This window comes from Actinomycetota bacterium, from assembly GCA_040905475.1.
Taxonomy (GTDB): Bacteria; Actinomycetota; AC-67; order AC-67; family AC-67; genus DATFGK01.
Map to the genome: position 1 here is coordinate 1 of JBBDRM010000142.1, position 26,563 is coordinate 26,563.

At 67.9% G+C, this 26,563-nt stretch carries 29 protein-coding genes and 1 tRNA gene; 8 read left to right on the forward strand and 22 right to left on the reverse strand.

Translation table 11 applies throughout. From position 1 onward, the window contains the following. The 5 genes from groEL to thrC form a co-directional block, all read right to left on the reverse strand. A partial coding sequence (gene groEL, locus WEB06_17640) for a chaperonin GroEL (GenBank protein ID MEX2557439.1) occupies nucleotides 1–750 on the reverse strand: 750 nt, incomplete at its 3' end. A gap of 226 nt (nucleotides 751–976) precedes the next feature. Next, nucleotides 977–1,150 (reverse strand): hypothetical protein, encoded by a 174-nt coding sequence (locus tag WEB06_17645; GenBank protein ID MEX2557440.1) that lies wholly within the window; start codon nucleotides 1,148–1,150, stop codon nucleotides 977–979. Nucleotides 1,151–1,594: 444 nt separating this feature from the next. Next, nucleotides 1,595–2,062 carry an Rrf2 family transcriptional regulator gene (locus WEB06_17650; protein ID MEX2557441.1) on the reverse strand — a complete coding sequence of 156 codons (468 nt, stop codon included), beginning with the start codon at nucleotides 2,060–2,062 and terminating at the stop codon, nucleotides 1,595–1,597. Nucleotides 2,063–2,140: 78 nt separating this feature from the next. Continuing rightward, the gene (locus WEB06_17655; GenBank protein ID MEX2557442.1) at nucleotides 2,141–2,416 is read right to left on the reverse strand and encodes a MoaD/ThiS family protein; all 276 of its coding nucleotides are present in this window, start codon (nucleotides 2,414–2,416) and stop codon (nucleotides 2,141–2,143) included. Continuing rightward, nucleotides 2,413–3,654, reverse strand: coding sequence for a threonine synthase (gene thrC, locus WEB06_17660; protein ID MEX2557443.1), 1,242 nt, complete (start codon nucleotides 3,652–3,654; stop codon nucleotides 2,413–2,415). The genes WEB06_17655 and thrC overlap by 4 nt, the downstream gene beginning before the upstream one ends. Before the next feature lie 88 nt (nucleotides 3,655–3,742). On the opposite strand from thrC, the gene WEB06_17665 reads away from it, so the two are divergent. Then, entirely contained in the window at nucleotides 3,743–4,603 is an 861-nt protein-coding gene (locus WEB06_17665) for an HAD hydrolase family protein (protein MEX2557444.1), read from the forward strand. On the opposite strand, the gene WEB06_17670 is transcribed toward WEB06_17665, so the two are convergent. Beyond that, complete coding sequence (locus WEB06_17670; GenBank protein ID MEX2557445.1) at nucleotides 4,518–5,837, reverse strand: AI-2E family transporter; 1,320 nt, start codon at nucleotides 5,835–5,837, stop codon at nucleotides 4,518–4,520. The two genes, WEB06_17665 and WEB06_17670, sit on opposite strands and share 86 nt — an antisense overlap. A gap of 121 nt (nucleotides 5,838–5,958) precedes the next feature. On the opposite strand from WEB06_17670, the gene WEB06_17675 reads away from it, so the two are divergent. The 3 genes from WEB06_17675 (at nucleotide 5,959) to WEB06_17685 (ending at nucleotide 9,153) form a co-directional block, all read left to right on the forward strand. Then, nucleotides 5,959–6,411: a response regulator gene (locus WEB06_17675; protein MEX2557446.1), complete on the forward strand. Its 453-nt coding sequence runs from the start codon at nucleotides 5,959–5,961 to the stop codon at nucleotides 6,409–6,411. Between the two features lie 67 nt (nucleotides 6,412–6,478). Further along, complete coding sequence (locus WEB06_17680; protein ID MEX2557447.1) at nucleotides 6,479–7,726, forward strand: glycosyltransferase; 1,248 nt, start codon at nucleotides 6,479–6,481, stop codon at nucleotides 7,724–7,726. A 5-nt stretch (nucleotides 7,727–7,731) separates the two neighbouring features. Then, complete coding sequence (locus WEB06_17685) at nucleotides 7,732–9,153, forward strand: trehalose-6-phosphate synthase (protein MEX2557448.1); 1,422 nt, start codon at nucleotides 7,732–7,734, stop codon at nucleotides 9,151–9,153. 10 nt (nucleotides 9,154–9,163) lie between these two features. Here the strand turns inward: WEB06_17685 and otsB are convergent, their stop codons facing one another. Beyond that, on the reverse strand, nucleotides 9,164–9,937 hold the full coding sequence (gene otsB / locus WEB06_17690) for a trehalose-phosphatase (protein ID MEX2557449.1): 774 nt from the start codon (nucleotides 9,935–9,937) through the stop codon (nucleotides 9,164–9,166). A gap of 34 nt (nucleotides 9,938–9,971) precedes the next feature. Here otsB and WEB06_17695 point away from each other — a divergent pair, with 34 nt between their 5' ends. Continuing rightward, complete coding sequence (locus WEB06_17695) at nucleotides 9,972–10,757, forward strand: hypothetical protein (GenBank protein MEX2557450.1); 786 nt, start codon at nucleotides 9,972–9,974, stop codon at nucleotides 10,755–10,757. 6 nt (nucleotides 10,758–10,763) lie between these two features. Here WEB06_17695 and WEB06_17700 read toward each other — a convergent pair whose 3' ends face one another. The 3 genes from WEB06_17700 to WEB06_17710 form a co-directional block, all read right to left on the reverse strand. After that, nucleotides 10,764–11,288, reverse strand: coding sequence for a LytR C-terminal domain-containing protein (locus WEB06_17700; protein MEX2557451.1), 525 nt, complete (start codon nucleotides 11,286–11,288; stop codon nucleotides 10,764–10,766). A 6-nt stretch (nucleotides 11,289–11,294) separates the two neighbouring features. Then, on the reverse strand, nucleotides 11,295–11,564 hold the full coding sequence (locus tag WEB06_17705) for a DUF3263 domain-containing protein (protein MEX2557452.1): 270 nt from the start codon (nucleotides 11,562–11,564) through the stop codon (nucleotides 11,295–11,297). A 90-nt stretch (nucleotides 11,565–11,654) separates the two neighbouring features. After that, on the reverse strand, nucleotides 11,655–12,896 hold the full coding sequence (locus tag WEB06_17710; protein MEX2557453.1) for a Glu/Leu/Phe/Val dehydrogenase: 1,242 nt from the start codon (nucleotides 12,894–12,896) through the stop codon (nucleotides 11,655–11,657). A gap of 43 nt (nucleotides 12,897–12,939) precedes the next feature. Here WEB06_17710 and WEB06_17715 point away from each other — a divergent pair. Further along, a tRNA-Thr gene (locus WEB06_17715) sits at nucleotides 12,940–13,013 on the forward strand. A gap of 4 nt (nucleotides 13,014–13,017) precedes the next feature. On the opposite strand, the gene WEB06_17720 is transcribed toward WEB06_17715, so the two are convergent. From WEB06_17720 to radA, 10 genes are all read right to left on the reverse strand, one after another. Then, the gene (locus WEB06_17720; GenBank protein ID MEX2557454.1) at nucleotides 13,018–15,072 is read right to left on the reverse strand and encodes a heavy metal translocating P-type ATPase; all 2,055 of its coding nucleotides are present in this window, start codon (nucleotides 15,070–15,072) and stop codon (nucleotides 13,018–13,020) included. An 84-nt stretch (nucleotides 15,073–15,156) separates the two neighbouring features. After that, nucleotides 15,157–15,912, reverse strand: coding sequence for an SURF1 family protein (locus tag WEB06_17725; protein MEX2557455.1), 756 nt, complete (start codon nucleotides 15,910–15,912; stop codon nucleotides 15,157–15,159). Nucleotides 15,913–15,971: 59 nt separating this feature from the next. Next, nucleotides 15,972–16,616 (reverse strand): RNA polymerase sporulation sigma factor SigH, encoded by a 645-nt coding sequence (gene sigH / locus WEB06_17730; protein ID MEX2557456.1) that lies wholly within the window; start codon nucleotides 16,614–16,616, stop codon nucleotides 15,972–15,974. 181 nt (nucleotides 16,617–16,797) lie between these two features. Next, nucleotides 16,798–17,553 carry a 23S rRNA (guanosine(2251)-2'-O)-methyltransferase RlmB gene (gene rlmB, locus WEB06_17735; protein MEX2557457.1) on the reverse strand — a complete coding sequence of 252 codons (756 nt, stop codon included), beginning with the start codon at nucleotides 17,551–17,553 and terminating at the stop codon, nucleotides 16,798–16,800. Nucleotides 17,554–17,561: 8 nt separating this feature from the next. Further along, nucleotides 17,562–18,995, reverse strand: a complete 1,434-nt coding sequence (cysS, locus tag WEB06_17740; protein ID MEX2557458.1) for a cysteine--tRNA ligase — start codon at nucleotides 18,993–18,995, stop codon at nucleotides 17,562–17,564. A 33-nt stretch (nucleotides 18,996–19,028) separates the two neighbouring features. Beyond that, a complete protein-coding gene (ispF, locus tag WEB06_17745) occupies nucleotides 19,029–19,502 on the reverse strand; it encodes a 2-C-methyl-D-erythritol 2,4-cyclodiphosphate synthase (GenBank protein MEX2557459.1) in 474 nt (157 codons plus the stop codon). Nucleotide 19,503: 1 nt separating this feature from the next. Beyond that, nucleotides 19,504–20,187 (reverse strand): 2-C-methyl-D-erythritol 4-phosphate cytidylyltransferase, encoded by a 684-nt coding sequence (gene ispD / locus WEB06_17750; protein ID MEX2557460.1) that lies wholly within the window; start codon nucleotides 20,185–20,187, stop codon nucleotides 19,504–19,506. After that, entirely contained in the window at nucleotides 20,184–21,275 is a 1,092-nt protein-coding gene (locus tag WEB06_17755) for a PIN domain-containing protein (protein MEX2557461.1), read from the reverse strand. The genes ispD and WEB06_17755 overlap by 4 nt, the downstream gene beginning before the upstream one ends. A 176-nt stretch (nucleotides 21,276–21,451) precedes the next feature. Continuing rightward, a complete protein-coding gene (locus WEB06_17760; GenBank protein MEX2557462.1) occupies nucleotides 21,452–21,949 on the reverse strand; it encodes a CarD family transcriptional regulator in 498 nt (165 codons plus the stop codon). An 81-nt stretch (nucleotides 21,950–22,030) separates the two neighbouring features. Beyond that, nucleotides 22,031–23,431, reverse strand: coding sequence for a DNA repair protein RadA (gene radA / locus WEB06_17765; protein ID MEX2557463.1), 1,401 nt, complete (start codon nucleotides 23,429–23,431; stop codon nucleotides 22,031–22,033). Between the two features lie 117 nt (nucleotides 23,432–23,548). On the opposite strand from radA, the gene WEB06_17770 reads away from it, so the two are divergent. After that, nucleotides 23,549–23,743 (forward strand): hypothetical protein, encoded by a 195-nt coding sequence (locus tag WEB06_17770; GenBank protein MEX2557464.1) that lies wholly within the window; start codon nucleotides 23,549–23,551, stop codon nucleotides 23,741–23,743. Here WEB06_17770 and rlmN read toward each other — a convergent pair. Both rlmN and WEB06_17780 read right to left on the reverse strand, forming a co-directional pair. After that, complete coding sequence (gene rlmN / locus WEB06_17775; GenBank protein MEX2557465.1) at nucleotides 23,709–24,719, reverse strand: 23S rRNA (adenine(2503)-C(2))-methyltransferase RlmN; 1,011 nt, start codon at nucleotides 24,717–24,719, stop codon at nucleotides 23,709–23,711. The two genes, WEB06_17770 and rlmN, sit on opposite strands and share 35 nt — an antisense overlap. Next, nucleotides 24,716–25,657: an A/G-specific adenine glycosylase gene (locus WEB06_17780; GenBank protein ID MEX2557466.1), complete on the reverse strand. Its 942-nt coding sequence runs from the start codon at nucleotides 25,655–25,657 to the stop codon at nucleotides 24,716–24,718. Before WEB06_17780 ends, rlmN begins: the two co-directional genes overlap by 4 nt. 122 nt (nucleotides 25,658–25,779) lie before the next feature. On the opposite strand from WEB06_17780, the gene WEB06_17785 reads away from it, so the two are divergent. Continuing rightward, complete coding sequence (locus tag WEB06_17785) at nucleotides 25,780–26,517, forward strand: maleylpyruvate isomerase N-terminal domain-containing protein (GenBank protein ID MEX2557467.1); 738 nt, start codon at nucleotides 25,780–25,782, stop codon at nucleotides 26,515–26,517. Nucleotides 26,518–26,563: the final 46 nt, after the last annotated feature.

Here is a 26,563-nt window from a genome sequence, read left to right on the forward strand (position 1 = left end):
GATGATGACGAGCGGCTTGCCGGACTGCATGACCTTCTCGAGGATCGGGAGCAGGTCCTTCACCGCGGCGATCTTCGCGTTGGCCACGAGGATCACCGGCTCGTCGAGCACGGCTTCCATGCGCTCGGGATCGGTGATGAAGTACGGCGAGATGTAGCCCTTGTCGAAGCGCATGCCTTCGACGAGCTCGAGCTCGAGGCCGAAGGTCTGCGACTCCTCGACGGTGATGACGCCGTCCTTGCCGACCTTCTCCATCGACTCGGCGATCATCGCGCCGATCTCCGGGTCGTTGTTCGCCGAGATGGAGGCGACGTGAGCGATCTCGTCCTTGTCCTCGATCTCCTTGGCCTGGTCCTTGATCGCCTCGACGGCCCGCTCGACGGCCTTCTCGATCCCCTTCTTCAGGCCCATCGGGTTGGCGCCGGCGGCGACGTTGCGAAGCCCCTCGCGGACCATCGCCTGCGCGAGCACGGTCGCCGTGGTGGTTCCGTCACCGGCGACGTCGTTGGTCTTCTTGGCGACTTCCTTGACGAGCTCGGCCCCGATCTTCTCAAGCGGGTCCTCGAGCTCGATCTCTTTCGCGATCGATACGCCGTCGTTCGTGATCGTGGGGGCTCCCCACTTCTTCTCGATGACGACGTTGCGACCCTTTGGGCCGAGCGTGATCTTGACCGCGTCGGCCAGCTGGTTCATGCCTCGCTCGAGGGCCCGTCGGGCCTCCTCGTTGAAGGCGATCATCTTAGCTGCCATCAACACCCCTCCTTAGCACTCTCACCCGGAGAGTCCTAGCACTCTCCCTACGAGAGTGCTAACCCCATTTATAGGCCCCGGGACCGGTTCCTGGCAAGTCGTCGGCCCCCCCAAGACCGGCTGCGGGCCGTTACGGCCGCCCGCCGATCGCTCGGGGCCGACCAGCTCACAAGGCCTTCGGGCCGGCGGCTTCCACAGATCGGAAGCACGTCTCGAGGCTTGAAGCTCAGAACACGAATGTGCCGCGGGCCGTCTCGAAACGCACTCCCATCGCCATCGCCGGGATCCCGGCGAGTTCTGCTCGAGCTATCTCATCGCAGAGATAGATCTCTTCATCGAACCCCTTGGGAGGAACGCTCATGAGCGGCCAGGTGGCGTTGTTCCCAACCGTCGTTCGCATGCCGCTGCCTACAACCTCGTCATGGTCCCTCGCACATCCTTCCCGCCGTTCTTGCTGCGATGGTCGACACTATCTGTCGTCTATCGCAGCAGGAAGGTCGCGCGACGCGATACGAGCCTTAGACGCGACGAGGGCCTCACGCATGGGAGGCCCTCTCTCGCGAATCTTGAAGCGATCTTCCGATCGCTAGCGCTTCTTCTTCTTCGCTCCGCCCTTCTTCTTGGCGGCGGTCTTCTTCTTGGCCGGGGCTTTCTTAGCCGCCTTCTTCTTCTTCTTGGCCGGCATCCTTGTCCACCCCCCTCCGTTCGGGAGAGTTGTGCGCTCCTCTATATGGAGCACAAACCTCGGCGACTATAACGAGGGTTGTCGCCTGGTTCAAGGGATTCGGGACTTTTTTTTCGAGGGCGCCGATCGCGTCTGACGCGACGTGATGCGCGATGCGCGTCAGTCGACGCTGCGAACGTGCGCCATCTGCGGCCACAGCAGCGGCTGAAGCTCGCGATGACGCGTCACGAGATCGGCGAGCGTCGTTCGTTCGAACACATCGCGCACGGCGCCTTCGACGCGACCCCACAACTCTTGGAGGCCGCAGTGATGGCTCTGCGGACAGACCTCCTCGTCGTGCGGCTCGAGACAGAACATCGCGGCGATCGGCCCTTCGAGCACTTCGATGATCTCGGAGATCCGCAGCTCTGATGGATCGCGCGCGAGCTCGGTCCCGCCGCCGGCACCGCGATGCGAAACGACGATGCCGCCCTTGTGCAACGCGGAGAGTTGATGCTCGAGGAAACGGAGTGGGATGTTCTGGTGCTCGGCGACCTCGCGCGCGGGGATCGGACCATCGCCCCATCGTCGGGTGAGCTCCATCAATGCACGGAGCCCGTATTCGGTGCGGAGCGAGAAACGGAACATGGGTCCAGGGTACGAGGAGCGAGAGGGAGGGTCAACGGCGGGGCTTTCTCGGACCGGAAACAGGCGCGAAAACGGACGTTAGCCGCCGGCGACGGCGGGGATGATCGAGACCTGCGCCCCTTCTTCGATCGCCGTCTCGATCCCTTCCAGGAACCGGATGTCCTCGTCGCCGACGAACACGTTGACGAAACGGCGGAGCGCGCCCGTCTCGTCGCACAGCCGCTCGCGCATCCCCGGGAACTGACGCTCGAGATCCTCGATGAGCTCGCGAACCGTCCCTCCGGCCGCCGAAACGTCGGCCACGCCGCCGGTCACGCGCCGGAGCGGTGTCGGGATCTTGACGCTGACGCTCACGCTTCGGCCCCCGAGGAGATGAGATCGAGCTGACCGCGGAAGTCGTCGAGCCGCGGCGGGATGACCATCGTCGGCGTCGTGCGCTCGGCCACCGCCTCGATGGTCTTCAACCCGTCGCCGGTGATGAGCGCGACGACGCGCTCGTCCGGCCGGACGACCCCCGCTTCGCACAACTTGCGGAGCGTCGCGATGACCACGCCGCCCGCGGTCTCGGCGAAGAGGCCTTCGGTCCTCGCGAGGAGCTGGATGCCGTCGACGACCTCCGCGTCGGAGACGTCTTCGATCGCACCGCCCGTGTCCCGAGCTACCTTCACCGCGTAGTAGCCGTCCGCGGGGTTGCCGATGGCGAGCGACTTCGCGATCGTCGAAGGCTTCACGGGGCGGATGTGGTCGGTTCCGCTCTTGAATGCGGTCGCTACCGGGGCGCAGCCGCTCGCCTGCGCACCCGAGATCCTGGTCGCGTGGCCGTCGATCAGGCCCACCTTCACCATCTCGTCGAGGCCACGCTTGATCTTGGTGAGCAGCGACCCGCTGGCGATCGGCACCACCACATGGTCGGGCGCTTCCCAGCCGAACTGCTCGACGATCTCGAACGCGAGCGACTTCGAGCCTTCGGCGTAGTAGGGCCTGATGTTGACGTTGACGAACGCCCAGTCGAACTCACCGGCGATCTCCGAGCAGAGGCGGTTGACGTCGTCGTAGGTGCCCTTCACCGCGATCAGGTTCGGGCCGTAGATGGCCGTGGCGACGACCTTCCCGGCCTCGAGGTCGGCGGGGATAAAGATGTACGCCTCGAGCCCGGCGTGAGCCGCGTGCGCGGCCACCGCATTGGCGAGGTTGCCGGTCGAGGCACACGCGACGGTTGAATAGCCGAACGCCTTGGCCACCGTCAGCGCGACCGAGACGACGCGGTCCTTGAAGGAGTGGGTGGGGTTGGCCGTGTCGTTCTTCAGCCACAGCTCTCGCAGCCCCAGCTCGGCGGCAAGTCGGTTCGCTCGCACCAGCGGCGTCATGCCGGCGCCGAGGTCTACCCGGTCCTCGCCGCCCGGCAGCAGCGGCGCGTAGCGCCACATCGACCGGGGCCCGGCCGCTATCGAGGAACGCGAGACCTCGGCTGCGATCCGCTCGTAGTCGTACACGACTTCCAGCGGCGCGAAGCAGAACTCACAGACATGAAGCGGTTCCGCCGGGTATTCGCGTGAGCACTCGCGGCAGCGGAGGCCGAGGACGGTGGCCATAGTCGAGAAAGGATACGGAAATCGGCCGAGCCATGCTTCGAGATGTCTCCGGCGGCCCCGCGGAGGGCTCCGGGTAGCATGGCCGGTGATGCCCCGACGGCTCGAAGAACATGCCCACGACCTGCGCCTAAGCCTCGACGTGCGGGTTGTGTACACCGATCTCGACGGCACGATGCTCGGGCCTGCGGGAGCCTTCACCCGCGCCCCCGACGGGTCGCTGAGCACCGAGCCCATCGAGGCGCTCATGGCGGCACTCGCGCGCGAGATCGACGTGGTGCCGGCGACCGGACGCTCGCTGCGCGGGCTGATCGGCGACGCCCGGATCCTCGGGCTTGGCACCGTTATCGCCGAGATGGGGGCGCTCATCGCCTACGACCTCGGCCGGGAGGTCGTCACCAACCTCGGCGCGTACCCGGGAGGCGAGGAGCCTCCGGCAGCCCACATGGAGCGTACCGGCGCGGTGAAACTTCTCTTCGATGCGTTCCCCGGACGGCTCGAGCACCACACGCCTTGGTCGGCGTGGCGCGACTACACCCAGCTCTTCCGCGGCCTGGTCGACACCGCGGAGGCCGACAGCGTCCTCGCCGCTGCGGGGTTCGAGTGGCTGACGCTTCACGACAACGGCCGGCTCCACGGCGCGTACCTCGGGCTGGACGCGGGCGCGTCTCACGCGTACCACCTGCAGCCGCGCGGGGTCGACAAGGGCAGTGCGGTCGCGCTCGACCGGCAGCGGCGAACGTTCACCCGCGAGCAGTCGATGGCGGTGGGCGACTCGCTAGCGGATCTGACCATGGCGCCGGAGGTCGGAGCCCTCGTGCTCGTGCGCGACGCGGTCGAAGCCGATCCGGCGCTGGAGCGGGCGGCTAGCGGTCTTTCGAACGTTTACGTTTCGGAGCGGCCCGGGAACCTCGGGTGGTGCGACGCTTTACGGGCGCTCGCGCTACCCTGACCGGCTTCCGCACGACCGTCCGCTCTTCAACCACCACTTCCTCGCCGTCGACCCGGACGCCCTCCATCACGGATTCGACCACGACCGCCGGCGTCGCCCCGTCCGGCATGGCCGCGACGAACGCCTCCCGGACGCTCCGCTTATTCCAGAAGTGGCCGGCGAGCATCTTGACCGTCGCGACCCCGGGCACGATCAGCAGCATCCCGAAGAGCCCGAACAGCGAACCTGCGGCGAGGAGCGCCAGCATCACGGTGATCGGATGGAGCTTCACCGTTCTGGCCATGACGTTGGGGCTGATGATGTGGTTGTCGACCTGCTGCACCGTAAGGAGCCAGAGCCCGGCCCACAACGCATCGATGGGCTGATCGGACAGCAGCGCCAGGATCACGGCCGGGATCGCCCCGATGAACGGCCCGATCAGCGGCACCAGATTGAAGACCCCGGCGATCAGGCCGACGACAGCGGCGAACGGGATGCCGATGACGGTCAGGCCGACGGCCGACGCGATGCCGACGAAGAGCGCGACCAGCAGCTGCCCGCGGAAGAAGCTGCCGAGGACGTTGCCGATGTTCTCCGCTAGTCCGGCGATCTCCTCGCGTCGCCCCTCGGGGAGGATGTTCCGCATCGACCGCTGGATCTTCGGCATGTCCAACAGGATGTAGATCGAAAGGATGATCCCGATGATGAGCGTGATGAGGATGTGGATCACACCGAACGCGAAGCTGCGCACCCCGCCGAGAACGCCGATGATCGCCTCACGGTTGTCGACGATGTACTGCTGGATCTCCTCCGTGTCGAGATTGATCCGGTAGTCCCAGCCACGCTTGGCGGCGAAGCTATTGATCTCGTTGGTCGCGTCCTGGACGTACTCGGGCAGCTTGTCGATGAAGCCGGTGATCTGACGCGCGATGATCGGGACCAGGAGAGACAACCCGACGGCGACGACGGCCACGAACAACACGTAGATGATCGCCACGCCGAATCCGCGCCTCAGGCCACGGCGCTCCAGGAGGTTGACGAGCGGGTTCAGCAGATAGACGACGACCAGGGCGAGCGCGACCGGGGCGAACAGGACGCGCAGCGGCCAGATGAGGAAGTAGAAGACCGAGAAGACGACGCCGACGATGGCAGAGAGCGCGACGCAGAAGAGACCCCAGCGAACGACCCGGTCCCAGATCGTCTGGGGGTGGATGATCCGTTGCCCGAAGGTGGAGCCAAGCTCGGGGCTCTCCATATCGGGCCGGATTGTAGCCGCCGCGGTCCCCGGGCCTGCGCATGGCCATTCTGGGTGACGAGGAAATAGCCCGTCCGGCCTATGTGCCGCTCGGTTTCGGGCGGCCAGAATAGGAAAGCGCATGGATAAGAACCGGCCCGAGACGATCGTCGTCGTCGACGACGAGGAAGACATCCTCCTCCTCTGCCGCGTGAACCTCGAGTTCGAGGGATACAACGTGGTAACCGCTTCGAGCGGGGTGGAGGGTCTTCGTCTCGCGCGCGAGCTGCGCCCGAGCATGGTTCTCCTCGACGTGATGATGCCGTCGATGGACGGCTGGCACGTCCTCGAGGCGCTGAAGACCGCCCCCGAGACCGCTGAGATCCCCGTCGTTATGCTCACCGCTCGCGTCCAGGGTGAGGATCAGATGCGGGGCTGGTCGGGCGGTGCGGCCGACTACATCATGAAACCGTTCAGCCCGGTGGCTTTGCTCGAGACCATGCGCAACGTTCTCCACCCGCACGACCCCGAGGAGGCTCAGCGCCGACGCGAGCGCTCCCTCGAGAAGCTTCGCCTGCTTAACTCGCAGTTCTAGAGCCTCGTAGCGGCGAGGTTTCCCCGTAACGAGTCGACTGCGGACCCGTGGGTAAGATGGAACGTCGATGCTGCAGCAGGTTCCAACTCCCGCCAAGGCGCTGGGCGACTATGCCGCCGTCGTGGGCGCGGACGCGATCGACCGCCTGAGGGAGATCGCCAAGCCTTTCAAGGGCGCCCGCGTTCTGAACGTGAACTCGACGGCATTCGGCGGCGGGGTAGCCGAGTTGCTCTACACGATCGTGCCCCTCATGCGGGATCTCGGCATCGAGGCGGACTGGCAGCTGATGCAAGCGCCCGACGAGTTCTTCGTAGTCACCAAGGCCATGCACAACGCGCTGCAGGGCGGCGCGGTGCCGTGGACCGCCGAGATGCGGTCTCTGTATCTGTCGGTCAGCGAGAACAACGCCGAGGCTTTCGAGGGCGACTACGACTTCGTCATCATCCACGACTCGCAACCTGCCGCGATCCTTCCCGAGCTGATGGAGGACCGCGGGATCAAACCCGGCAAGTGGATCTGGCGCTGCCACATCGATCTCACCGAGCCCTTCGAGCCGGTGTGGCAGTTCGTCGCTCCGTTCATCGAGTCCTACGACGCAGCGATCTTCACCCTCGAAGAGTTCGTGCGCCCGGGCTTGAGAGTTCCGCACGTCGCGCTCATCCCGCCTTCGATCGATCCGCTGTCGATCAAGAACATCCCGATGGACGGTGGCATGGTCGATGAGGTCATGCGCCGCTACCAGATCGACACGACCCGGCCGCTCGTGGTCCAGGTTTCGCGGTTCGACCCGTGGAAGGACCCGCTCGGCGTGATCGACGCCTTCCGCATCGCCCGCCGGGAGGTGCCGGGGCTCCAGCTGGCGCTCATCGCCTCGATGGCTCACGACGATCCGGAGGGTTGGGACTACTACACCAAGACGGAGGAGCATCGCGAGGACGACCCGGACATCCACCTGCTCTCGAACCTCCAGGACGTGGGGGCGCTCGGCGTGAACGCGTTCCAGCGCGCTGCCGACGTCGTCGTACAGAAATCCATCCGTGAAGGCTTCGGCCTGGTCGTCTCCGAAGCGATGTGGAAGGGCAAGCCGGTCATCGGATCGAACGTCGGCGGCATCAAGCTTCAGATCGTCGACGGCGAGACCGGCTACCTGGTCGAGGACGTCGAGTCTTGCGCCAAGCGGATCGTGGATATCCTCGCCGACAAGGAGCACGCAGCGGAGATCGGGTTCCGCGCCCGCGTCTTCGTCCGGGAGCGCTTCCTGTCCATGCGAGACATCGAAGACCACCTGGCGCTGTTCGCACAGCTCGCTCCCTAGCCCGCATGGATCGGCCGGTCGTCGTCGCCTCCAACCGGGGCCCGGTGACGTTCGAGCGCACCCCCGACGGAGGGCAGACGCAGCGCCGAGGCGTCGGCGGGCTCGTGACGGCGGTCTCGGGCGCGCTCCGGGGCCGAGAGGGAGTCTGGATCGCGAGCGCGGTGTCCGACGAGGACCGCGCGGTCGCCGCATCGGGTCCGGTGGACGTCGATCTCGAGGGCGCATCGCTCCGGGTACGCCTGGTGGACGTGCCCGCCGCCGCCTACCGCGCCTCGGTCGACGGCTTCTCGAACCGGATCCTGTGGTTCGTTCACCACTACCTCTGGGATCCGCCGCGAACCCCGACCTTCGGCGACGAGGAGAACGAGGCGTGGGACGCCTACCAGGATGTCAATCGCCGTTTCGCCGACGCGACGGCAGAGGCAGCGCCCGAAGGCGGCGTCGCGCTCATCCAGGACTACCACCTCGCACTCGTTCCGGAGATGCTTCGCAAGCTCCGGCCCGATCTGGCGATCGGCCTGTTCTGGCACATCCCGTTCGCCCAACCGGACTACCTGTCGCTGCTGTCCGACGGATGGAGCCGCGCGCTGCTCGAAGGGATGCTCGGCGCGGACATCATCGGCTTCCAGACCGACCGGTGGCTCCGGAACTTCCTGGCCGGAACGCGCCAGATCATGGGGATCAAGGCGCGAGACCGGGTCCTTCCTCTGGCCGGGCGCTCGGTTCGGACGAACGCGTATCCGATCGGCGTCAACCCCGATCACCTCGCGGAGATCGCAGCGGAGCCCTCGGTGAAGGTCGCGCGCGGCGAGCTGAGGAAGTGGCTCGGCGACCGGAAGCTCGTGCTGCGCGTCGATCGCACCGAGCTGTCGAAGAACATCTTGCGCGGCCTGCGCGCCTACGAGCTCATGCTCGAGCGACGTTCCGAGCTCCGCGGCCGGGTCGTCCATCTCGTGCTGTTACAGCCGTCGCGCCGCTCGGTTCCCGAATACCAGGAGTACATCGAGCAGTGCACCGCAGCGGCGGAGCGGGTGAATCAGCGGTTCGGCCCCGAAGCGGTCCGGCTCGAGATCTCCGACAACTTCCCGCGCACGCTGGCCGCCTACGGCATGTACGACGTGCTCGTCGTCAACCCGGTTTTCGACGGGATGAACCTCGTCGCTCGCGAAGGCCCGTGCCTCAACCGGCGCGCCGGAGTGCTGGTGCTGTCCCGCAACGCCGGAGCGTCCGTGGAGCTGGCGCCGGCCTCGCTCGTCGTCAATCCCGTCGATGTCGATCAGACCTCCCGGGCGATATCAGGTGCTTTGGACATGCCCGAGACCGAGCGGCAGGATCGCGCCCGTCGCTTGCGGCGTCTTGCCCGTGGGCGATCGCCGGGACGCTGGCTCGACGCGCAGTTGAAAGATCTCGAGCACCGTCGCCGCTGAAGACGTTCCTCTAGGCCAGACGGCGAAGAAGCCCGACGAACTCCTGCGGCGAGCCGAGGACGATGTCCGCACGCTCGGTCAGCGCCGCCGGGGATTCCGCGCTCGCCACCGCCACGCGGATCGCAACCCCGAGCCCTTCGAGCGCCGCGAATGCGGGGAGATCGCCGACGTCGTCCCCGCCGACCAGGGCAGCGCGAAGCCCGTGTTCTTCGACGACGCGGCGAACCGCGTCTCCCTTGTCGCCGCCTTCCATGGGGCGGACCTCGAGGATGCGACGGCCCGGCACCACAGCCAGCCCGGCGTCGGCGGCAGCCTCGATCACGAGCGGCGAGGCGAGGCGCTCCGCTTCGACGGGATCGGGAGCGCGCCGGAAGTGAACGGCGAGCGCCAGCCCCTTCCGCTCGAGGAGCGCGCCGCGAACGCCCCGGAGCGAGCGTTCCAGGAGCTCCGCGGCGCGCTCCACCGCATCCCGCGCCGCCTCGGCCTCGGGCACGACCGTCACGACACCGCCGCGGATCGCCTCCATGCCGTGGAGCCCGATCAGCCGGACGCCCGGGGCCCGGATGCGTCGCGAGAGGTCTGCGACCGAACGTCCGGAGACGATCGCCACGACCGCGAACTTCCGAACGAGCTTGGCGAGGACGCTCGATGCGCCCCGCACCGGGCGCGCCAGAGCGGGGTCGGGAACGATGGGGGCAAGACAGCCGTCGAAGTCGCAGAAGACGCCCGCCTCCGCGGCCGAGTCGTTCAGGGCGGCCAGCACGGCCGGGACACCGTTGAGCACGGACGGGATGCTATCGCGGCCGTAGACTGACCCGATGCGTCGCCTCGGCCTTCTGATCGCCCTCATGCTGGGGCTCGCGGCATGCGCCGCCCCGGAGCTGCGGCTCACCTCACGGTTCTCATCGGGAGAAGTGCGCCTTTATCGCGTCATCGCCGACGCGGAGGTCACCATCTCGGCGGCGGACCTGACCTCCACAGAACACACCCGCCTGGAAGCGACGACCCGCCTCGTCGTCGAGCAGGTCACACCGACGACGACGCTCACGATGACGATCACGCCGGTCAAGCTCACGCGCGACGGCAAGACGGTCGATACGCCGCCCGAGCAGCGCGTCGTGATCGAGGTCGCCGGCGACGGGCAGATAGATCGCGTCACGCCCGCTGAAGGCACCGGAGAGCTGGACGCGGCGCAGATCGAGGACCTCGTTCCGTTGATCGGCCCTCCGCTCCCCGCAGGCCGGGTTCATCTCGCCGACCGATGGACCCGACCGATCCCCGCCGCGTCGGGGACGCCCGGCGGCCTCCAAGAGGCGCGCCTCGCGGCGCTGAAGGTCGTGAACGGCTACGACTGCGGGATCGTCGCGACCTCGACCAGACGCGCGGTCGTTCGCGAGCGAGAGGTGGCGGGGACGGCGCTTCGGCTCGAGGGTGTCGAGTACGCGGCCGGCGAGATCGCGTTCGCCTTCCGGGAAGGATTTCCGGTCACGGTCCGGTCGAACGGCGAGGCACGGCTCGCGATCTCGGGAGGCCCCGCCGCAGGCGGCGGCGTCGTGATCAGATCGAACAGCGTGCTGACGTTGATCCGGCGGACCGGCGCCTGAGCCGCTTCAGTTCGTTTCGGGCCAATCGGCGCCGAGCACCACTCGCAGGATCGTGGCTTGAGAAGCCGGCGCTTCCTTGAGCACCTTGAAGTCGGGGAAGATCTGCTGGAACGCCAGCGCTTCCGCGCGCCGCCCCTTCCGATAGAAGATCGTGCTCTTGTCGGTGCGCGCGGCGTTGCCGGTTCCACCGAGCTTGTAGCCGGCCTTCTCGATGTCCTGCGCGGTGGCGGCGGCGAGCCCCGTGCGTGCGGTGCCGTTGAGAACCTGGACGGTGACCTTGCTCGGCGCCAGGACCGTCGGCTTCGGCGAGGGCGAGACGGTCGACGGCGTCGGGCTGGGAGACGAGCTGCGCGTCGGCGACGAAGCCGGGTTCGCGACGGTCGGCCCCTGCGGCTCCTCGGCGTTGCCGCGATTCAGAAGCGCCACGACGAGGATCGCCATGACCGCGACGGCCAGGAGCGCGCCGCCGGCCGCCCTCGACAGAGAGAGGATGAAGGAGGCCGAAGATTCCGGCGCGTGCTTCCCGGGCATCGGGGACTATTCTGGCAGACCCAGGCGCCGCGCGACGCGTTGCTTCTGTCGGGCGGCCCTCATGCGCTGCAAGCGCCGCACGAGCATCGGGTCCTCGCGCATCGCTGCCGGGGCCGCGATCAGCTCGTTCAGGATCTGGTAGTAGCGCGTGGCCGAGACGCCGAAACGATCGCGGATCTGGCGTTCCTTGGCCCCGACGTGCTTCCACCAGTCTCGCTCGAACGCGAGGATCTCGCGATCGCGCTCCGTGAGCTCCTCACCCACCGTCGGAAGCATCTGCTCTTCGGCCACCGAACCCCCCAACACACGAGAATTACAGCGGTGTGATTCTGCCACAGAGCCGGGGCGGGGCCGGCAAGCGAGGTTCTAGGGGAACAAGCCCCTCACCCGGTGGGCTTCCGCGACCCGCCCGATGCCGAGGGCCAGGGCGGCGAGCCGAAGACGGACGCCCTTTTCCACGGACAGCGTGCGGACCTCCTCGTAGGAGCGCTCCATGATGTCCCGCATGCGGGCGTTGACCTCGTCCTCGCTCCAGAAATAGGCCTGGATGTCCTGGACCCACTCGAAGTACGAGACGGTGACGCCGCCGGCGTTGGCGAGGATGTCCGGGACGACCGTGACGCCTCGCTCGGTGAGGATGTGGTCCGCCTCGGGGGTGGTCGGGCCGTTGGCTCCTTCGACGACGAGCTTCGCCTTGATCCGGTCGGCGTTGGACTCGGTGATCTGATCCTCGATCGCGGCAGGGACCAGGATGTCGACGTCCATCTCGAGAAGCTCCTCGTTCGTGATCGTGTCCGCTCCCGGGTACCCGGCGATCGTGTCGGCCTCGCTCTTGTACCGGAGCAATGCCGTCGGGTTGAGGCCGCGCTGGTTGTAGACGCCCCCTTTGTAGTCGGCGATGGCGACCACGTTGAACCCGGCGTCGTGGAAGAGTTGCGCAGCGAATCCGCCGACCTTCCCGAACCCCTGGATAGCGACGTTCAAGCCTTCTTGCGGGAGCGCGAGCTGGCGCAGCGCAGCCATCGTCACCGTGACGACGCCGCGGCTGGTCGCTCCCGACCGGCCGAGCGAGCCGCCGATCGAAGCCGGCTTTCCGGTGACGACCCCCGGGACCGAGTAGCCCTGGTTCACAGAGTACGTGTCCATGATCCACGCCATGATCCGCTCGTCGGTGTTGACGTCCGGCGCCGGGATGTCTTTCGCGGGGCCGATGAACGGGAGGATCTCGCTCGCGTAGCGGCGCGTGAGCCGCTCCAGCTCTCCGTCGGACAGGCGCTTCGGATCGAGACGCACGCCGCCCTTCGCGCCTCCGTACGGGATGCCGACGACGGCGCACTTCCACGTCATCCACATGGCCAGCGCCTTGACCTCTTCCTCGGACACGTCGGGGTGGTAGCGGATGCCGCCCTTCGCCGGGCCGCGCGCGATCGAGTGGTGCACGCGGAAGCCGGTGAAGACCTCGATCCGATCATCGTCCATCATCACGGGGACGGAGACGGTCAGGATGCGCTTGGGCGTGCGGAATACCTCGTGGAGGTTCGGGTCGAGGCTCATGAAGGCGGCCGCCTCGTCGAGCTGCGCAAGCGCGGTTGCCCACGCGTTCGTCATACGGTCAGTGTACCGGGCGGTCTCGCGCTACCCTGAGCGGTGCGCTGGGGTAGCTCAGCTCGGCAGAGCAACGGATTTGTAATCCGTAGGTCGCGGGTTCGATTCCCGCCCCCAGCTCTTTTCAGCTCGCAGCCATGAGGTTCCGGCTTCGGCGGAGCAGCTGGGCGTTGAGGGCGACGACGACCGTGCTGAGCGCCATCAGCAGGGCCCCTACCGCAGGCGACAGCACAAGTCCGGCAGGCTCGAGCACCCCGGCCGCCAACGGCAGCGCGATCACGTTATAGCCGGTGGCCCAGGCAAGGTTCTGCAGCATCTTCCGGTAGCTCGCGCGAGAGAGGTGGACCACGCGTACCACGTCGCGGGGATCGTCCCGGACGAGGATCACGTCGGCGGCCTCGATCGCGACGTCGGTTCCGGCCCCGATCGCTATCCCAACATCCGCCTGCGCGAGCGCGGGTGCGTCGTTTACCCCGTCTCCGACCATCGCCAGGCGACGCCCTCGCTCTTGCAGCTCCTTCACCCGTGCGGCCTTGTGCTCGGGGAGCACCTCCGCGAAGAACTCGTCGATGCCGAGCTCGCCCGCCACCCATCGAGCTACGGCCTCGGAGTCGCCGGTGATCATCGCGACCCGGATCCCCATCTGCTTCAGGCTTCTGACCGCCTCACGTGAGGCCTCACGGATCGAGTCGGCGAGGGCGAACGCCGCGGTAACCTTCTTTTCTTCCACCAGGTAGACGACGGACTTCCCATCCTCCGACCATCCCTTGATGACGGACGCAAGCTCCTCGGGAGGCGCCGCGCCGAGTTCCTCGAGGAGCCGCGGACCGCCGAGATGCACGGTCCGTCCGCCGATCTGCCCGCGGACGCCGCGACCCGCGAGCGCCTCGAAGTTCGTGACCCCGGCCGCGGTTCCACCGCGGCGCTCAGCTTCGCGAACGACGGCTTTGGCGAGCGGATGCTCCGAGTCGGCTTCAAGCCCGGCGGCGGCGGCAAGCGCGTCCTCCTCAGAGCGGCCTGCGATGGTTGCGATCCCGACAACGCCGAGCTCGCCCTGGGTGAGCGTCCCGGTTTTGTCGAACACGACGACATCGAGCTCCCTCGCTCGCTCGAGGGCGAGCCGGTTCCGGACGAGGAGCCCGCTCCGCGCCGCCAGGCTCGTCGAGATCGCGACGACGAGCGGGACGGCGAGTCCGAGCGCGTGAGGGCATGCGATCACGATTACGGTGACGGCTCGTTCGACGACGAAGTCGGCGTCGCGACCGGCGACCCACCAGATCAGCGCGGTCGCCGAGCCGGCCACGATCGCGACATACGTGAGCGCGGTGGCCGCGCGGTCGGCGATCGCCTGCGCGCGCGACTTCGAAGCCTCCGCTTCGGCGACGAGCCGAGCGATGCCGGCCAAAGCGGTCTGCTCGCCGGTCCGCGCGACGCGAACGCGCAGCGATCCTTCCCCGTTGACCGATCCTGCGACGACCTGGTCGCCGGGGTGCTTCTGCACCGGACGCGACTCGCCGGTCAGCATCGATTCGTCAACGTGCGACCGGCCCTCGACCACCACGCCGTCCGCCGGGATGCGGCCCCCGGGTCGGACGAGAACGACGTCGTCGAGGGCCAGCTCGTGCACGGGAACCTCGACGGTTCCGTCTTCCGTCACCCGCTCGGCCGTATCCGGCAGGAGCTTCGCGAGCTCGCTCAGAGCGCCGCGAGCGCGGCCGATCGATCGCATCTCGATCCAATGGCCGAGCAACATGACGTCTACCAGCGTCGCGAGCTCCCAGTAGAAGCCCTCGCCTTCGAGCAAGAACGTCGTCGCGGCCGAGTAGCTATAGGCGGTCGTGATCCCGAGCGCGACGAGCGTCATCATCCCCGGCAGCCGCATGCGGATCTCGCCGATCGCCGATCGCATGAACACGCTGCCGCCGTAGAGGTAGATCGCGGTTCCGAGAAGGAAAGGGGCCATCTTCTGTGCCGGCAGGTCGGGCATGTCCAAGCCGGCCCAGTCCCAGAGCATCTCGGCGTAGAGCAGAACAGGGATCGTGAGCGCCAGGCTTACCCAGAACCGGTTGCGGAACATCCCAACCGAGTGCCCCGCATGACGATCGTGTCCGCCGCCGACGCCGTTGGAAGCGTGGCGGGCGTGGTTCTCAGTCATGGTCTCGTGCTGGTGACCCTGCATCCGTCCTCACAGTCTCCCGGTTCTAGTATACCCCCGGGGGGTATCTGGAAGATCGACCATATCACGGCGGTCAAGGCGCCAGCTTCAGGCTGAAGGAACGCGGGTCGCCTTCCGGCGGGCCTCGCGACGAGCCAGCGCGACGAACACCGCCAAGGCCACCGTCGCGAAGAGGAACCATTGCACGGCGTAGGAGAGGTGCGGGCCGTCGTCGAGATCAGGCACGCCCGGCGGGATGGGTAGCTCGCCGGGCTGCTGAGGCGATTGGGAGACGATCCGGAGATACAGCGGGAAAGCCGGATAGGGAAGCTGCTGCGCGAGCCTCGCCACGTCGACGCGCGGAACGGCCGTGAGCCGACCCTGCCGGGGGATCGTCGGTCCGAAGGCGCCCTTTCGCTCGCTCGAGAACAGCACGCCGACGACGCGGACCGTGCCGGACGGCGGCCGCGCCGCCGTCGCCGCCTCCGGCGAGATGTCGAGCGGAACCCAGCCGCGATCCACGATCAGCGCACGCCCCGACTCGGTGACGAGCGGCGTCAGGAGATGCTTGCCGGCCCGGCCTTGGTTCGAGCGATTGTCGAGCACGACTTCTTCAGTCTCATCGAAACGCCCCGTCGCCTCCACGCGCCGGTAAACGGCGTCGTCCTGATCGACACCCGGCGCATGGACCTCATCGACGGCCGCGACGGGAAGGGCGAGACGGCTTCGGACGCGGTCGTTGCTCGAGGTGACTTCGCCGAGCCGGCGGAGCTGCCAGAGCCCGAGCATCACCATCACGATGACGGCCGTGAGAACGACCAGGCTCGCGACGAGCCAGCGTCTGGTGAGCAGGAAGCGGTACACGAACCGCAAGCCTAAAAGAAAGCGCGGCCTCTCGGCCGCGGAAGCGAAGACGAGATCGGCTAGAGCATGGACTCCGCGCGGCGTCGGTGCATGTGGGCCTCGACCTTTCGCTTGATGCGCTGGAGTGCGTTGTCGATCGACTTCACGTGGCGCTTCAACCCGGCGGCGATCTCCTGGTAGCTCTTGCCCTCGAGGTACATGTGGAGGACGTGGGCCTCGAGGTCGGAGAGGATCTCAGAGAACGAGGTCTGCATGCTCCGGACCTCTTCCGAGGAGATCACGAGCTCGACCGGGTCGGCCGACGCGTGGGTGGCAAGAACGTCGACGAGGACCCGGTCCTGGTCCCCGTCCTCGTGCGACACCGGCCGATTCAGCGATACGTAGGAGTTCAGCGGGATGTGCTTCTGGCGGGTCGCGCTCTTGATCGCCGTGATGATCTGCCGGGTGATACACAGTTCGGCGAACGCCCGGAACGAGGACTGACGCTCGGCCTGGAAGTCCCTGATCGCCTTGTAGAGCCCGATCATGCCTTCCTGGACGATGTCCTCGCGATCGGCACCGATCAAGAAGTAGGAACGTGCTTTCACGCGGGTGAAGTTCTTGTAGCGGATCAGGAGGTGCTCGAGGGCGATCTCGTCGCCGGCGCGGGCCAGCTCGACGATACCCTCGTCCGAGGCCTCACGAAGTCGGTCTTCGACTTCCAACGCGCCCAGTGCTTGACGCAACCTACTCCCCCGCCGCTAGAGGAGAACTGACACGAGCGTCGTACGCTCGGGCGGCATGGTATAGCCCGTAAGAACTATCGGTCAAGGTTACAGACATAGGCAATCCTGACTAGTGCTAGCTGCGGAAACGGACAAAAAGGCTGAGTCCGCCACCGGGCGATCAGTGGTCGCCTTGGCTGCGCCTCCGGCGAACCTCGAACAGGGCGACGGCCCCCGCGACGGCGGCGTTGAGCGACCCCACCCGTCCGCCCATCGGGATCCGAACCCGCGCATCGGCCCTCTCCGATATCAGGCGGGAGAGGCCTGTCCCCTCGGCGCCTACTACGAGAACGAGCGGCTCGGTCAATAAGGCGCAATCCCAGATCGTCGTCTCGGCCTCGCCGTCGAGCCCGACGACCCAGATCCCACGGTCCTTGCACCGATCCAGGGCCCGCTCGAGGTTGGTCACCCGGTCGATCGGGAGGTGCTCCAGGGCGCCGGCGGACACCTTCTCGACCACCGGCGTAACCGGCGAGGCTCGCCGTCGCGGGATGATCACGGCGTGGGTTCCCGCGGCCTCGGCGCTGCGCAGGAGCGAGCCGAGGTTTCCGGGGTCCGTGATGCCATCCAAGGCGAGCAACAACGGCGTCTCGCCTCGAGCCTCCGCGGCCGCGGCGGCTTCCTCCCAGGAGCGGTACCGATAGGGCTCTGCCTCGGCGATCACGCCCTGATGCACGCGCCCGGCTGCGATGCGGTCGAGGACCGGACGCGGGGCACGTTCTACCGGGACCCCGGCCGCGCGGGCTGCCGTGACGATCTCGGCCACGGTTCCTCGCTCCGGGATGCCGTCGGCGATGAGAACCCGTCGGACCTGCCGCCCGGCGCGGAGGGCTTCACGGACGGGGTTCCGCCCTTCGATCCGGTCCGGCGCCCCCACGTCGGTGCTCAGGCGAGGCGCCAGCGGGGCCCGCTCGGGCGGTCCTCGACCACGATCCCGGCCGCCGCGAGCCGCTCGCGTATCTCATCGGCGCGAGCGAAGTCCTTCGCCCTGCGAGCCTGCTCGCGGAGCTCGAGCAGGTACTCGGCGAGCGGAGCCAGCGCCTCGGAGGCGCGCCCGCCGGTATCCGGCCAGTCGCGGTTCGGGCTGAGGCCCAGCACCTCGGCCATCGTGTCGAACGCATCGAGCCGCGACGCCAGGTCACGCGCGACCGCCGCGTCCGGCCGGCGTTCGATCTCTTCGATGAGCGGGTTGGCGGCCGTAACCAGATCGAACAGAACGGCGAGCGCCTCGGGTGTGTTGAAGTCGTCCTCGATCGCCGCCGTGAACTTCCCGATCCACGCCTCGGCGATCGACGGGTCGCGCGACGGAGGCCCCCCCTCCAGCGCGCTCAAGACCGACGTCGCGTTGCGCCCGAAGGTAGCGAGGCGCTCCCACGCCGCGCGGCCGTCGTCCAGGGCGGAGGTCGAGAAGTCGATCGGCGAGCGGTACTGCGCCCCGGCGAGGAACGTGCGCACCGCCGGCGCCGGATAGTCGAGGAGCACGTCGGCCACCGTCACGAAGTTCTTAAGCGATTTCGCCATCTTCTCGGCATCGATGGTGACGAAGCCGTTGTGGAGCCAGACGCGGGCGAACTCCACGCCGGTGGCTGCTTCGGATTGCGCGATCTCGTTCTCGTGATGCGGGAAGATCAGGTCCCGGCCGCCGCCGTGCACGTCGAACGTGGCGCCCAGGTACTTCATCGCCATCGCCGAGCATTCGATGTGCCAGCCGGGCCGTCCCTCACCCCAGGGCGACGGCCACGACGGCTCGCCGGGTTTCGCCGACTTCCACAACGCGAAATCGAGCGGGTTGCGCTTGCGAGGGTCGGGCTCGACCCGCTCCCCGGCGCGCATGTCGTCGAGCGTGCGGTTGGAGAGCTTCCCGTAGCCCTCGAACTCCGCGACCGCGTAGTAGACGTCGCCATCGACGGCGTACGCGACACCGCGCTCGATCAGCACCTCGATGAGACGGATCATGTCGAGGATGTGACCGGTGGCTCGCGGGGTGATGTCCGGCGGGCGGACGCCCAGCGCCGACATCTGCTCGTCGTAGACGCGGGTGTACTCCTCGGCGACCTCCCACGGGCTGCGACCTTCTTCGTGCGAGCGCGCGATGATCTTGTCGTCGACGTCGGTCACGTTACGAACGTAGGTGACCCGGTACCCGAGGAAGGTGAGCGCGCGGCGGATCACGTCGAAGGCGACGGCGGCACGCGCGTGCCCGACGTGCGGGTGGTCGTAGACGGTCGGTCCACAGACGTACATCCCGACGCGGCCCGGCTCGAGTGGGGAGAACGGCTCTTTCCGTCGGGTCAGCGTGTTTTGGACGACCAGGCCCATCAGCGCGCGAGTCTAGCAGCCGGGATCTCGCGGTCAGGCCGGCCGGATCAACGCCACGGCGAACGCTGCGACACCTTCGCCGCGTCCCGTGAACCCCATCGTGTCGGTGGTCGTCGCTTTGACGCTCACGGCCTCGGGTTCGACGCCGAGAGCCGACGCGATCGCGGATTGCATCTTCTCCCGGTAGGGCTCGAGGCGCGGAACCTCGCAGACCACGGTGACGTCGATGTTCGCGATATCCAGTCCGAGGAGGCGTACGGAAGACAGGACCTCGCTGAGGAAGATCGAGCTGTCGACGTCCTTCCAACGCGGGTCCGAGGATGGGAAGTGAGTACCGATGTCGCCGAGCGCGGCCGCTCCGAGGATCGCGTCGACGATCGCGTGCGTCAGGACATCGCCGTCGGAATGACCGGCGAGGCCTCTGTCGTGATCGATCGCGATCGTGCCGAGAACCAGCGGCCGCCCGGCGGCGAAACGATGAGCGTCGAACCCCAAGCCGACCCGCACCTCAGAAACCTCCGCGGGCGGCGATGAGCGCTTCCGCGATCGTGAGGTCCTCGGGGGTCGTCACCTTGAGGTTGCGTTCGTCGCCGGGGACGATCACGACCCGTTCCCCGATCCGTTCGACGAGCATCGCATCGTCGGTAGCCTCGATCCCTTCGGCGGCCGCTCGCTCATGAGCCGAACGAAGCGAAGAGGCGCGGAACGCCTGCGGGGTCTGCGCTCGCCAGAGCCCCTCGCGGTCGATCGTCTCGGCAACATCGCCGTCCCGCTCTCGCTTGATCGTGTCGCGCTCGGGAACGGCGACGACAACGCCGGCGGCCGAATCGAGGGCCGCCAGCGAGGCTTCAACGAGCGCAACCGTCACGAGCGGCCGAGCCGCGTCGTGGACGACCACGTGCCTCGCCTCCGTCGGCACGACGGCGAGCCCGGCTCGCACCGACTCGCCGCGGTTCGGGCCGCCGGCCACGACCTCCACGCGGATCGGCGGAACCGTTGCCGTCGCCAGCGCGAGCCCCTCTTCGAGCTGCGAGGAGGCGACGACGAGCACGATGCCTTCGATCGTCGACGCCTTCGCCAGGACGATCAGCGAATGAGCAACCATCGGGATCCCGGCCAACCCAACGAAGGCCTTGGACCTGCCGAAGCGCACGCCTTCGCCTGCGGCGACGACGATGGCCCATGCGCTCACGCGCCGGAGCCCTCGCTGCCGTTGCCCGAGGCTGCGGGCTCATGGCCGGCCGGTTTCGCGAACACCATCCGTCCCCCAGAGGTCTGAACCACACTCGTTACCACAACGTCGGCGGACTCGCCGATGAGGCCTCGGCCGCCGTCGACCACCACCATCGATCCGTCGTCGAGATAGCCGACGCCTTGATTCGTCTCGCGTCCCTGCTTCGTGACCAAGACGGTGAATCCTTCGCCGGGGAGGAGCGGGGCGCGGAGGACGTCGGCCAGCGCATTCAGGGACAACACCTCGACCCCCTGTAGCTCCGCGATGCGCGCGAGGGCGACGTCGTTCGTGACGATCGACGCGCCGCGGTCTCGCGCGAGCGCGACCACCTTGGCATCCACCTCTCCGAACTCGGGATACATGCGGTCGACGCTCCGCACGTCCGCCAGACGTTCTCGTCGCATCACGGCGAGCGCCTCGAGCCCGCGCCTGCCCCGGGCTCGCCGTGCCGGGTCCGCCACGTCGGCGATCGCCTGCACCTCATCGAGAACGAACGGCGCGACCAGAAGCGTGCCGCGGACGATCCCCGCGCGGACGCAGTCGAGGAGACGCGGATCGAGGATCGCGCTCGTGTCGAGCACGCGAAGGTCCGACGCGCGGGTGCGGAACGACAGACCGAACAGCTGGAGAAGGTCCTCACGTTTCTGGACGCCGGCGCGAAACCCCAGGAATCCCATCACGATCGTGAGGAATCCCAAGATGGCGATCGCGACGTCACGCTGGGGAACGAAGAGCAGCGGCCAGCCGATACCGGCCGAGATGATCAGCCCGAAGATCGCGCCGATCCCTCCCGCGACCAGATCGGCCCCCGAGATCTTCGCGATCCGCTGCTCCGCGGCGCCGAGCAGCGTCGCCACCGCCCGGCCGAGCACACCCCCCGCGACGTACCCGAAGAGGCTGCCGACCACCGCACCGAGCAGCACCTTGCCCGACTCGGAGCTCGAAACGATGCCTTGCGCTACGCGGTAGCCCGCCGCGGTGCAGAACGCGACGACGACGAGCCGAACCAGCTCGACGAGCACGACCCCACGATCACGTTCTTCCACGAAGCCACCTTGGTCGTTTGGTGGAGTATCGGCCGTCCGAGGGCATCTTTGGACCCTCAGTGTGAAGTATCGGTCGGGAACCCACCACCAAGTCCGATTTGCCCGTTCGCCGGGTCGGCCAGCCGAGAAATGAAAAAGAGCGCGGCTTCCCGCGCTCCGCACGTCCTCGGCGCCCTCTACGCGATGCCCAGCACCTCGTCGAGCATGGTCTCCGCTTTGTCCTCGTTGGAGTTGAGCGCGAACGTCAGCTCCGACACGAGGATCTGGCGCGCCTTCGAGAGCATGCGCTTCTCTCCGGCGGAGAGGCCCTTGTCCTTGTCGCGCAGCGTGAGGTTCTTAACGACCTCGGCAACCTGGTAGATGTCGCCGGAACGCAGCTTTTCGACGTGGTTCTTGAATCGACGGCTCCAGTTCGACGGCGAAGGAGCCTGCTTCTTGGATTTCAGGATCGAAAAAACGGAATCGATCTCGTCCTTCGGAACGACGCCACGCAGTCCGACCTCGTCGGACGCATCCATCGGCACCATCAACGTCAGGTCGCCGTAGGAAAGTCGCAGGACGTAATACTTGCGCGACGTACCGTCCACTTCGCGATCCTGGAGCCCTTCGATCGTTGCGGCACCATGATGCGGATAGACGACCTTGTCACCGACGCGGAACGAGCGCTTTGTCATAAGGGGAGCCGAATCATAGCAGCAATCGACGCTCCTCGCAACACGAACGCGCTGCTCAGAGGCTATGTCCCATGATACAGGTCATCCGCGCACGACGGCGGGCGCACGTTCCACGCGGTCGCGTGAGCCGTTCCGCGACGGACGCTCGAGATGCTCGAGAGCATCCTGGATGTCGCGTGCCGCAAGGAGCTGCACTTGATCCGTGTGCGGGAGATCGGCACCGGCGTGCACGATCGCGCGGCGGAATCCGAGCCGCGCCGCCTCCTCGAGCCGGCGCCCGAGATCCCGGACGCCGCGGATCTCTCCGGACAACCCGATCTCCCCGACGGCGATGGTCGCGCTCGGCAACGGAGCATCGAGAAAGCTCGAAGCCACGGCGAGCGCGACGGCGAGGTCGACCGACGGCTCGACGGCCCGCACGCCGCCCATCGCCGCAGCGAACACATCGTGCCCACCGAGACGCAGGCGCCCGCGACGCTCCAGAACAGCGACGAGCAAACCGAGACGTTGCGCGTCCAGACCAGCGCCGGTACGTCGCGGTGCGGCGACCGACGTCGGGCCGACGAGCGCCTGCACCTCGACGAGCATCGCGCGGTTGCCTTCGAGTAACGGAGCGACCGCGATGCCCGGTGCCGGTCGATCGCGATGGGAGACGAGGAGTGACGATGGGTCTGCGACTTCCTTCAGGCCATCCGAGGACATCGCGAAGCAGCCGACCTCGTGGGCCGCTCCGAACCGGTTCTTGGTCGAGCGGAGGAGACGGAGCGATCCTTGCGGCTCGCCCTCGAACCAGAGCACGGCGTCGACGAGATGCTCGAGCGTCCTCGGGCCCGCGACCTGTCCGTCCTTGGTCGCCTGGCCCACGAGGACCAGCGTGACGCCGCGATCCTTGGCCGCGCGCACCAAAGCACCTGCGCATGCCCGAACCTGTGAGACCGAGCCGGGAACCCCCGGAACATCGCCGCGCGACAGCGACTGCACGGAATCGACGATGACGAGCGCAGGAGACGCGGCGTCCATCGCGCTGGTGATCTCGGCCACGTCGGTGGCCCGGGTGGCCCACAGCTCGGCAGGGGGACCGCCGAGACGGTCGGCGCGGATCCGCACCTGCTCGGGGGTTTCCTCGCCGCAGATCAGGAGAGCCCTGCGCCCCGCCGAGGAGGCGCGGGAAGCGACCTGGAAGAGCAGCGTGGACTTGCCCACTCCCGGCTCGCCGGCCACCAGGTAGGCACCGCCGCGGACCAAGCCTCCGCCGAGCACCCGGTCGAGCTCTGCCAGCCCCGTGGGCTGGGCCGCCTGGGAGCTGATGTCGAGGGCTGCGAGCGGCCCGGGTGCCGCGGCCGGTGCGGCCCGATCGGGAACCGACGTCAGCGTGATCTCCTCCATGGTCCCCCATGCGCCGCACGCCGAGCACCGTCCGACCCAGCGCGTCGCGTTCTGCCCGCATTTGGCACACACCGCGAGCGCCCTCGTCTTCGCCATCGGGGCGACCATACCGGGACCGAGTGACAACAACCTTCCGTTCCGGCTGGAGCGGCGCCGCTCGGAAGGGGATCGGCTTTCGATCGCCGAATCCTGACCTCGAAGGGGGATGCGTAGATGCACCACAAGGGTGTCGACGACTACCTGGGCGCGCGACTGGGCGAGGAGAAGCGCCTCGTGCTCGTGCCGCTCGACCCGGACCGGCCCTGGGCCGCGTTCCGGCGCATGCGCGCGTGGATGCGGCGCGGGCAGCCTCGGCCGGCGGCCGAAGCCCAGATCATCCCCTTCCGGCCGAAGGACCCCGTCCGCTGAGACCGGCTTCGCCGAGGACCGTGGTCGCGAGCTGACCGCACGCCGCATCGATCTCCCGGCCCCGCGTGTCTCGAACGGTCACGTTCACGCCCGCGCCGCGAAGCTCGTCGGCGAAGTCCTGAACCCGGGGTGACGCCGGCACGCCGTAGCCGGGCGTCGGGTTGAGCGGGATCAGGTTCACATGGATGTCCGAGCGGCGGAGCAGCCTCGCCAGCTCCGTCGCCTGCCACGGATGGTCGTTGACGCCGTCGATGAGCGCGTACTCGACGGAGACGCGGCGCCCGTGCGCGCGACGGAACTCCACCGCCGCATCGAGGCACTCGGCAACCGGCCACCGACGGTTCACGGGCACGAGCTCGTTGCGGGTCTCGTCGTCGGGCGCGTGCAGGGACAACGCCAGCGTGACCGGAAGCGGATCCTCGGCGAGGCGGCGGATCTGCGGCACCAGCCCGACCGTCGAAACGACGATCCGCCGGGCCGAGATGCCGACGTCGTCGTGGATCGAATGCACGGCCTCGAGCACGGCGTCGTAGTTCGCAAGCGGCTCGCCCATCCCCATCAGCACGACGTTGGTCGGTCGCTCCCCGAAGACTTCGCCGGCCCAGAGGACCTGCGACACGATCTCGAATGTGGTCAGGTTGCGCAGCAGCCCCATCTGCCCGGTCGCGCAGAATGTACACCCGAGCCCGCAGCCGGCCTGGCTGGAGATGCAGACGGTTCGCCGGCCACCGCGGTATCGCATCGCAACCGCCTCGTACGAGCCGGGGAACAGGGCCTTGAGCGTGTCGCCGTCGTCGGCGCTCAGGACGGTCGTCGGCGCGGGGCGGATCTCGCCGAACTGCGTCGCGAGCTCCGCGCGCATGCTCGCCGGCAGGTCTGTCATGTCGTCGAAGGTCCGGGCGAAGCGCGTGTAGACCCAGCTCGCGACCTGCCGAGCCCGATACGCCGGGCCGGGAACCTCGAACGGCAGCGTCATCGACGGCTCGCGCGCGACGGCAACCGGACGATGCCGCGAGCCGATCCCTTGCGCGCGCCCGGCGTCAGCTCCGCGAGCCCTTCCTGCTCGAGCTTGGCCAGTAGCTCGACGAGCAGTGCGGGATCCCCGCCGCCGTCGGGGTGCATGAGATGCGACAGCTCGGCGACGGTGATGCCTTTCCGCGCGGCGCGGCGCAGGTGGTCGACGATCGTGCCGCGAGTCTGGCGCCGGGACCCCTCGAATCTCTCCTCGCGCTTGGGGGCTCGAACCGGCGCGGTTCGGTGCCGACCTTTGGCGCGATAGACGCACGTCGTCCGGAGCGGGCACGTCGCGCACAGCGGCTTCGAGACCCGGCAGACCATGGCGCCGATATCCATCAGGGCTTGGTTCCATCGGTAGGCCTCGCCGGAGGGCAGCCAGTCGTTCGCGAGCGTCGCGAGCCGGTCGGCGGGCACCTCGCTCGCGTCCTTGCCGAGCGCCGCCCGGGCGAGCACCCGCCGCACGTTCGTGTCCACCACGGGCACCTGCGCGTCGAAGGCGAAGCACGCGATGGCGGACGAGGAGTACTCGCCGAGACCCCGCAGCCGACGAAGCGCCGCCGGCTCCCTGGGGAAGAAGCCGCCGTGGTCGCCGACGATGGCCTGGGCGGCCCCCTGCAGGTCGACCGCCCGGCGGTTGTAGCCGAGCCCCCGCCAGGCCTGGATGACCTCCATGGCCGGCGCGTGCGCCAGGCGCTCGAGGGTTGGGAATCGGACGAGGAACGTCTCGTAGGAGGGCGCGACGCGGCCCGTCTGGGTTTGCTGGAGCATGACCTCGGCCACCAGGGTCCGGTACGGATCGCGCGTTTCGCGCCACGGCAGGTGGCGGCCGTGCTCGTCGAACCAGTCGAGCACGCGCTCCTGGGCCTTAACGTCGACCTTTCCTCGGCGAGCCGGCATGGCCGCAATCCTAGACGTCGCCAAACCTCAGGAGGGAATGACGGCCGGTTGTGTCGAACGTCATAGCGAGGAATCAAGCGAAGCGGCACGATCTACGCAGACCTCACCGCAGAGGAGAGACGGTGCCAGACATCGCCGCGGCCTTCCGCGACATCAGGCACAGCCTGACCGAACAGCTCCTCGATATCGACGCCGAGGCCTGGGACACGCCGATCCCGACTCGGCGCGAATGGACCGTCAAGGACACGCTCGCGATGCTGGCCGGTTTCGCGGAGGCGCTGATCGAGGGCCACTGGAACGAGGACTACTCCGATTCGTGGTCGGACAAGGACTTGCGCGAGCGGCTCCAGGACCGCTTCCAGGCGATGATCGACCTCCGGCGCGACCGCTCCGGCGACGAGGTCCTGAAGGAGTGGACCGGCCTCGCTCCCCGCATGGAGCGGATGATGGACGGGCAGGACGCCTTCCCGCCGGGCATCCATCCGTTCGCCGCGTGGACGTACCTGTGGGCCGTGGTTCAGAACGCCCACAACATCTGGACCGCGCTGGGGGTCGCCTCGAAGGATCGGGACTCGGAGGCCACGACGCTGTGTCTCGAGTCGGCGGTCTACTGGCTCGACATGCGGCTGCAGGCGAAACAGATCCCTGCTTTGCGGGTGCGGACCGGCGAGCAGGAGTGGGTGATCGGCGACGGGATCCCGCAAGCGACCGTGACCGCGCCGAAGTTCGAGCTCTTCCGCGCGCTGTCGGGACGGCGGAGCCTGGATCAGATCCGGGCGTTCTCCTGGGACGGCGATCCGAAGCCGTACCTGACGGTGTTCAGCCCATTCGAACCGCCGGTCGAAGCGATCATCGAGTGATCGCGTGAGGCCCGCGCGCAGCGCGGGCCTCAGCGGTTCCCATGTT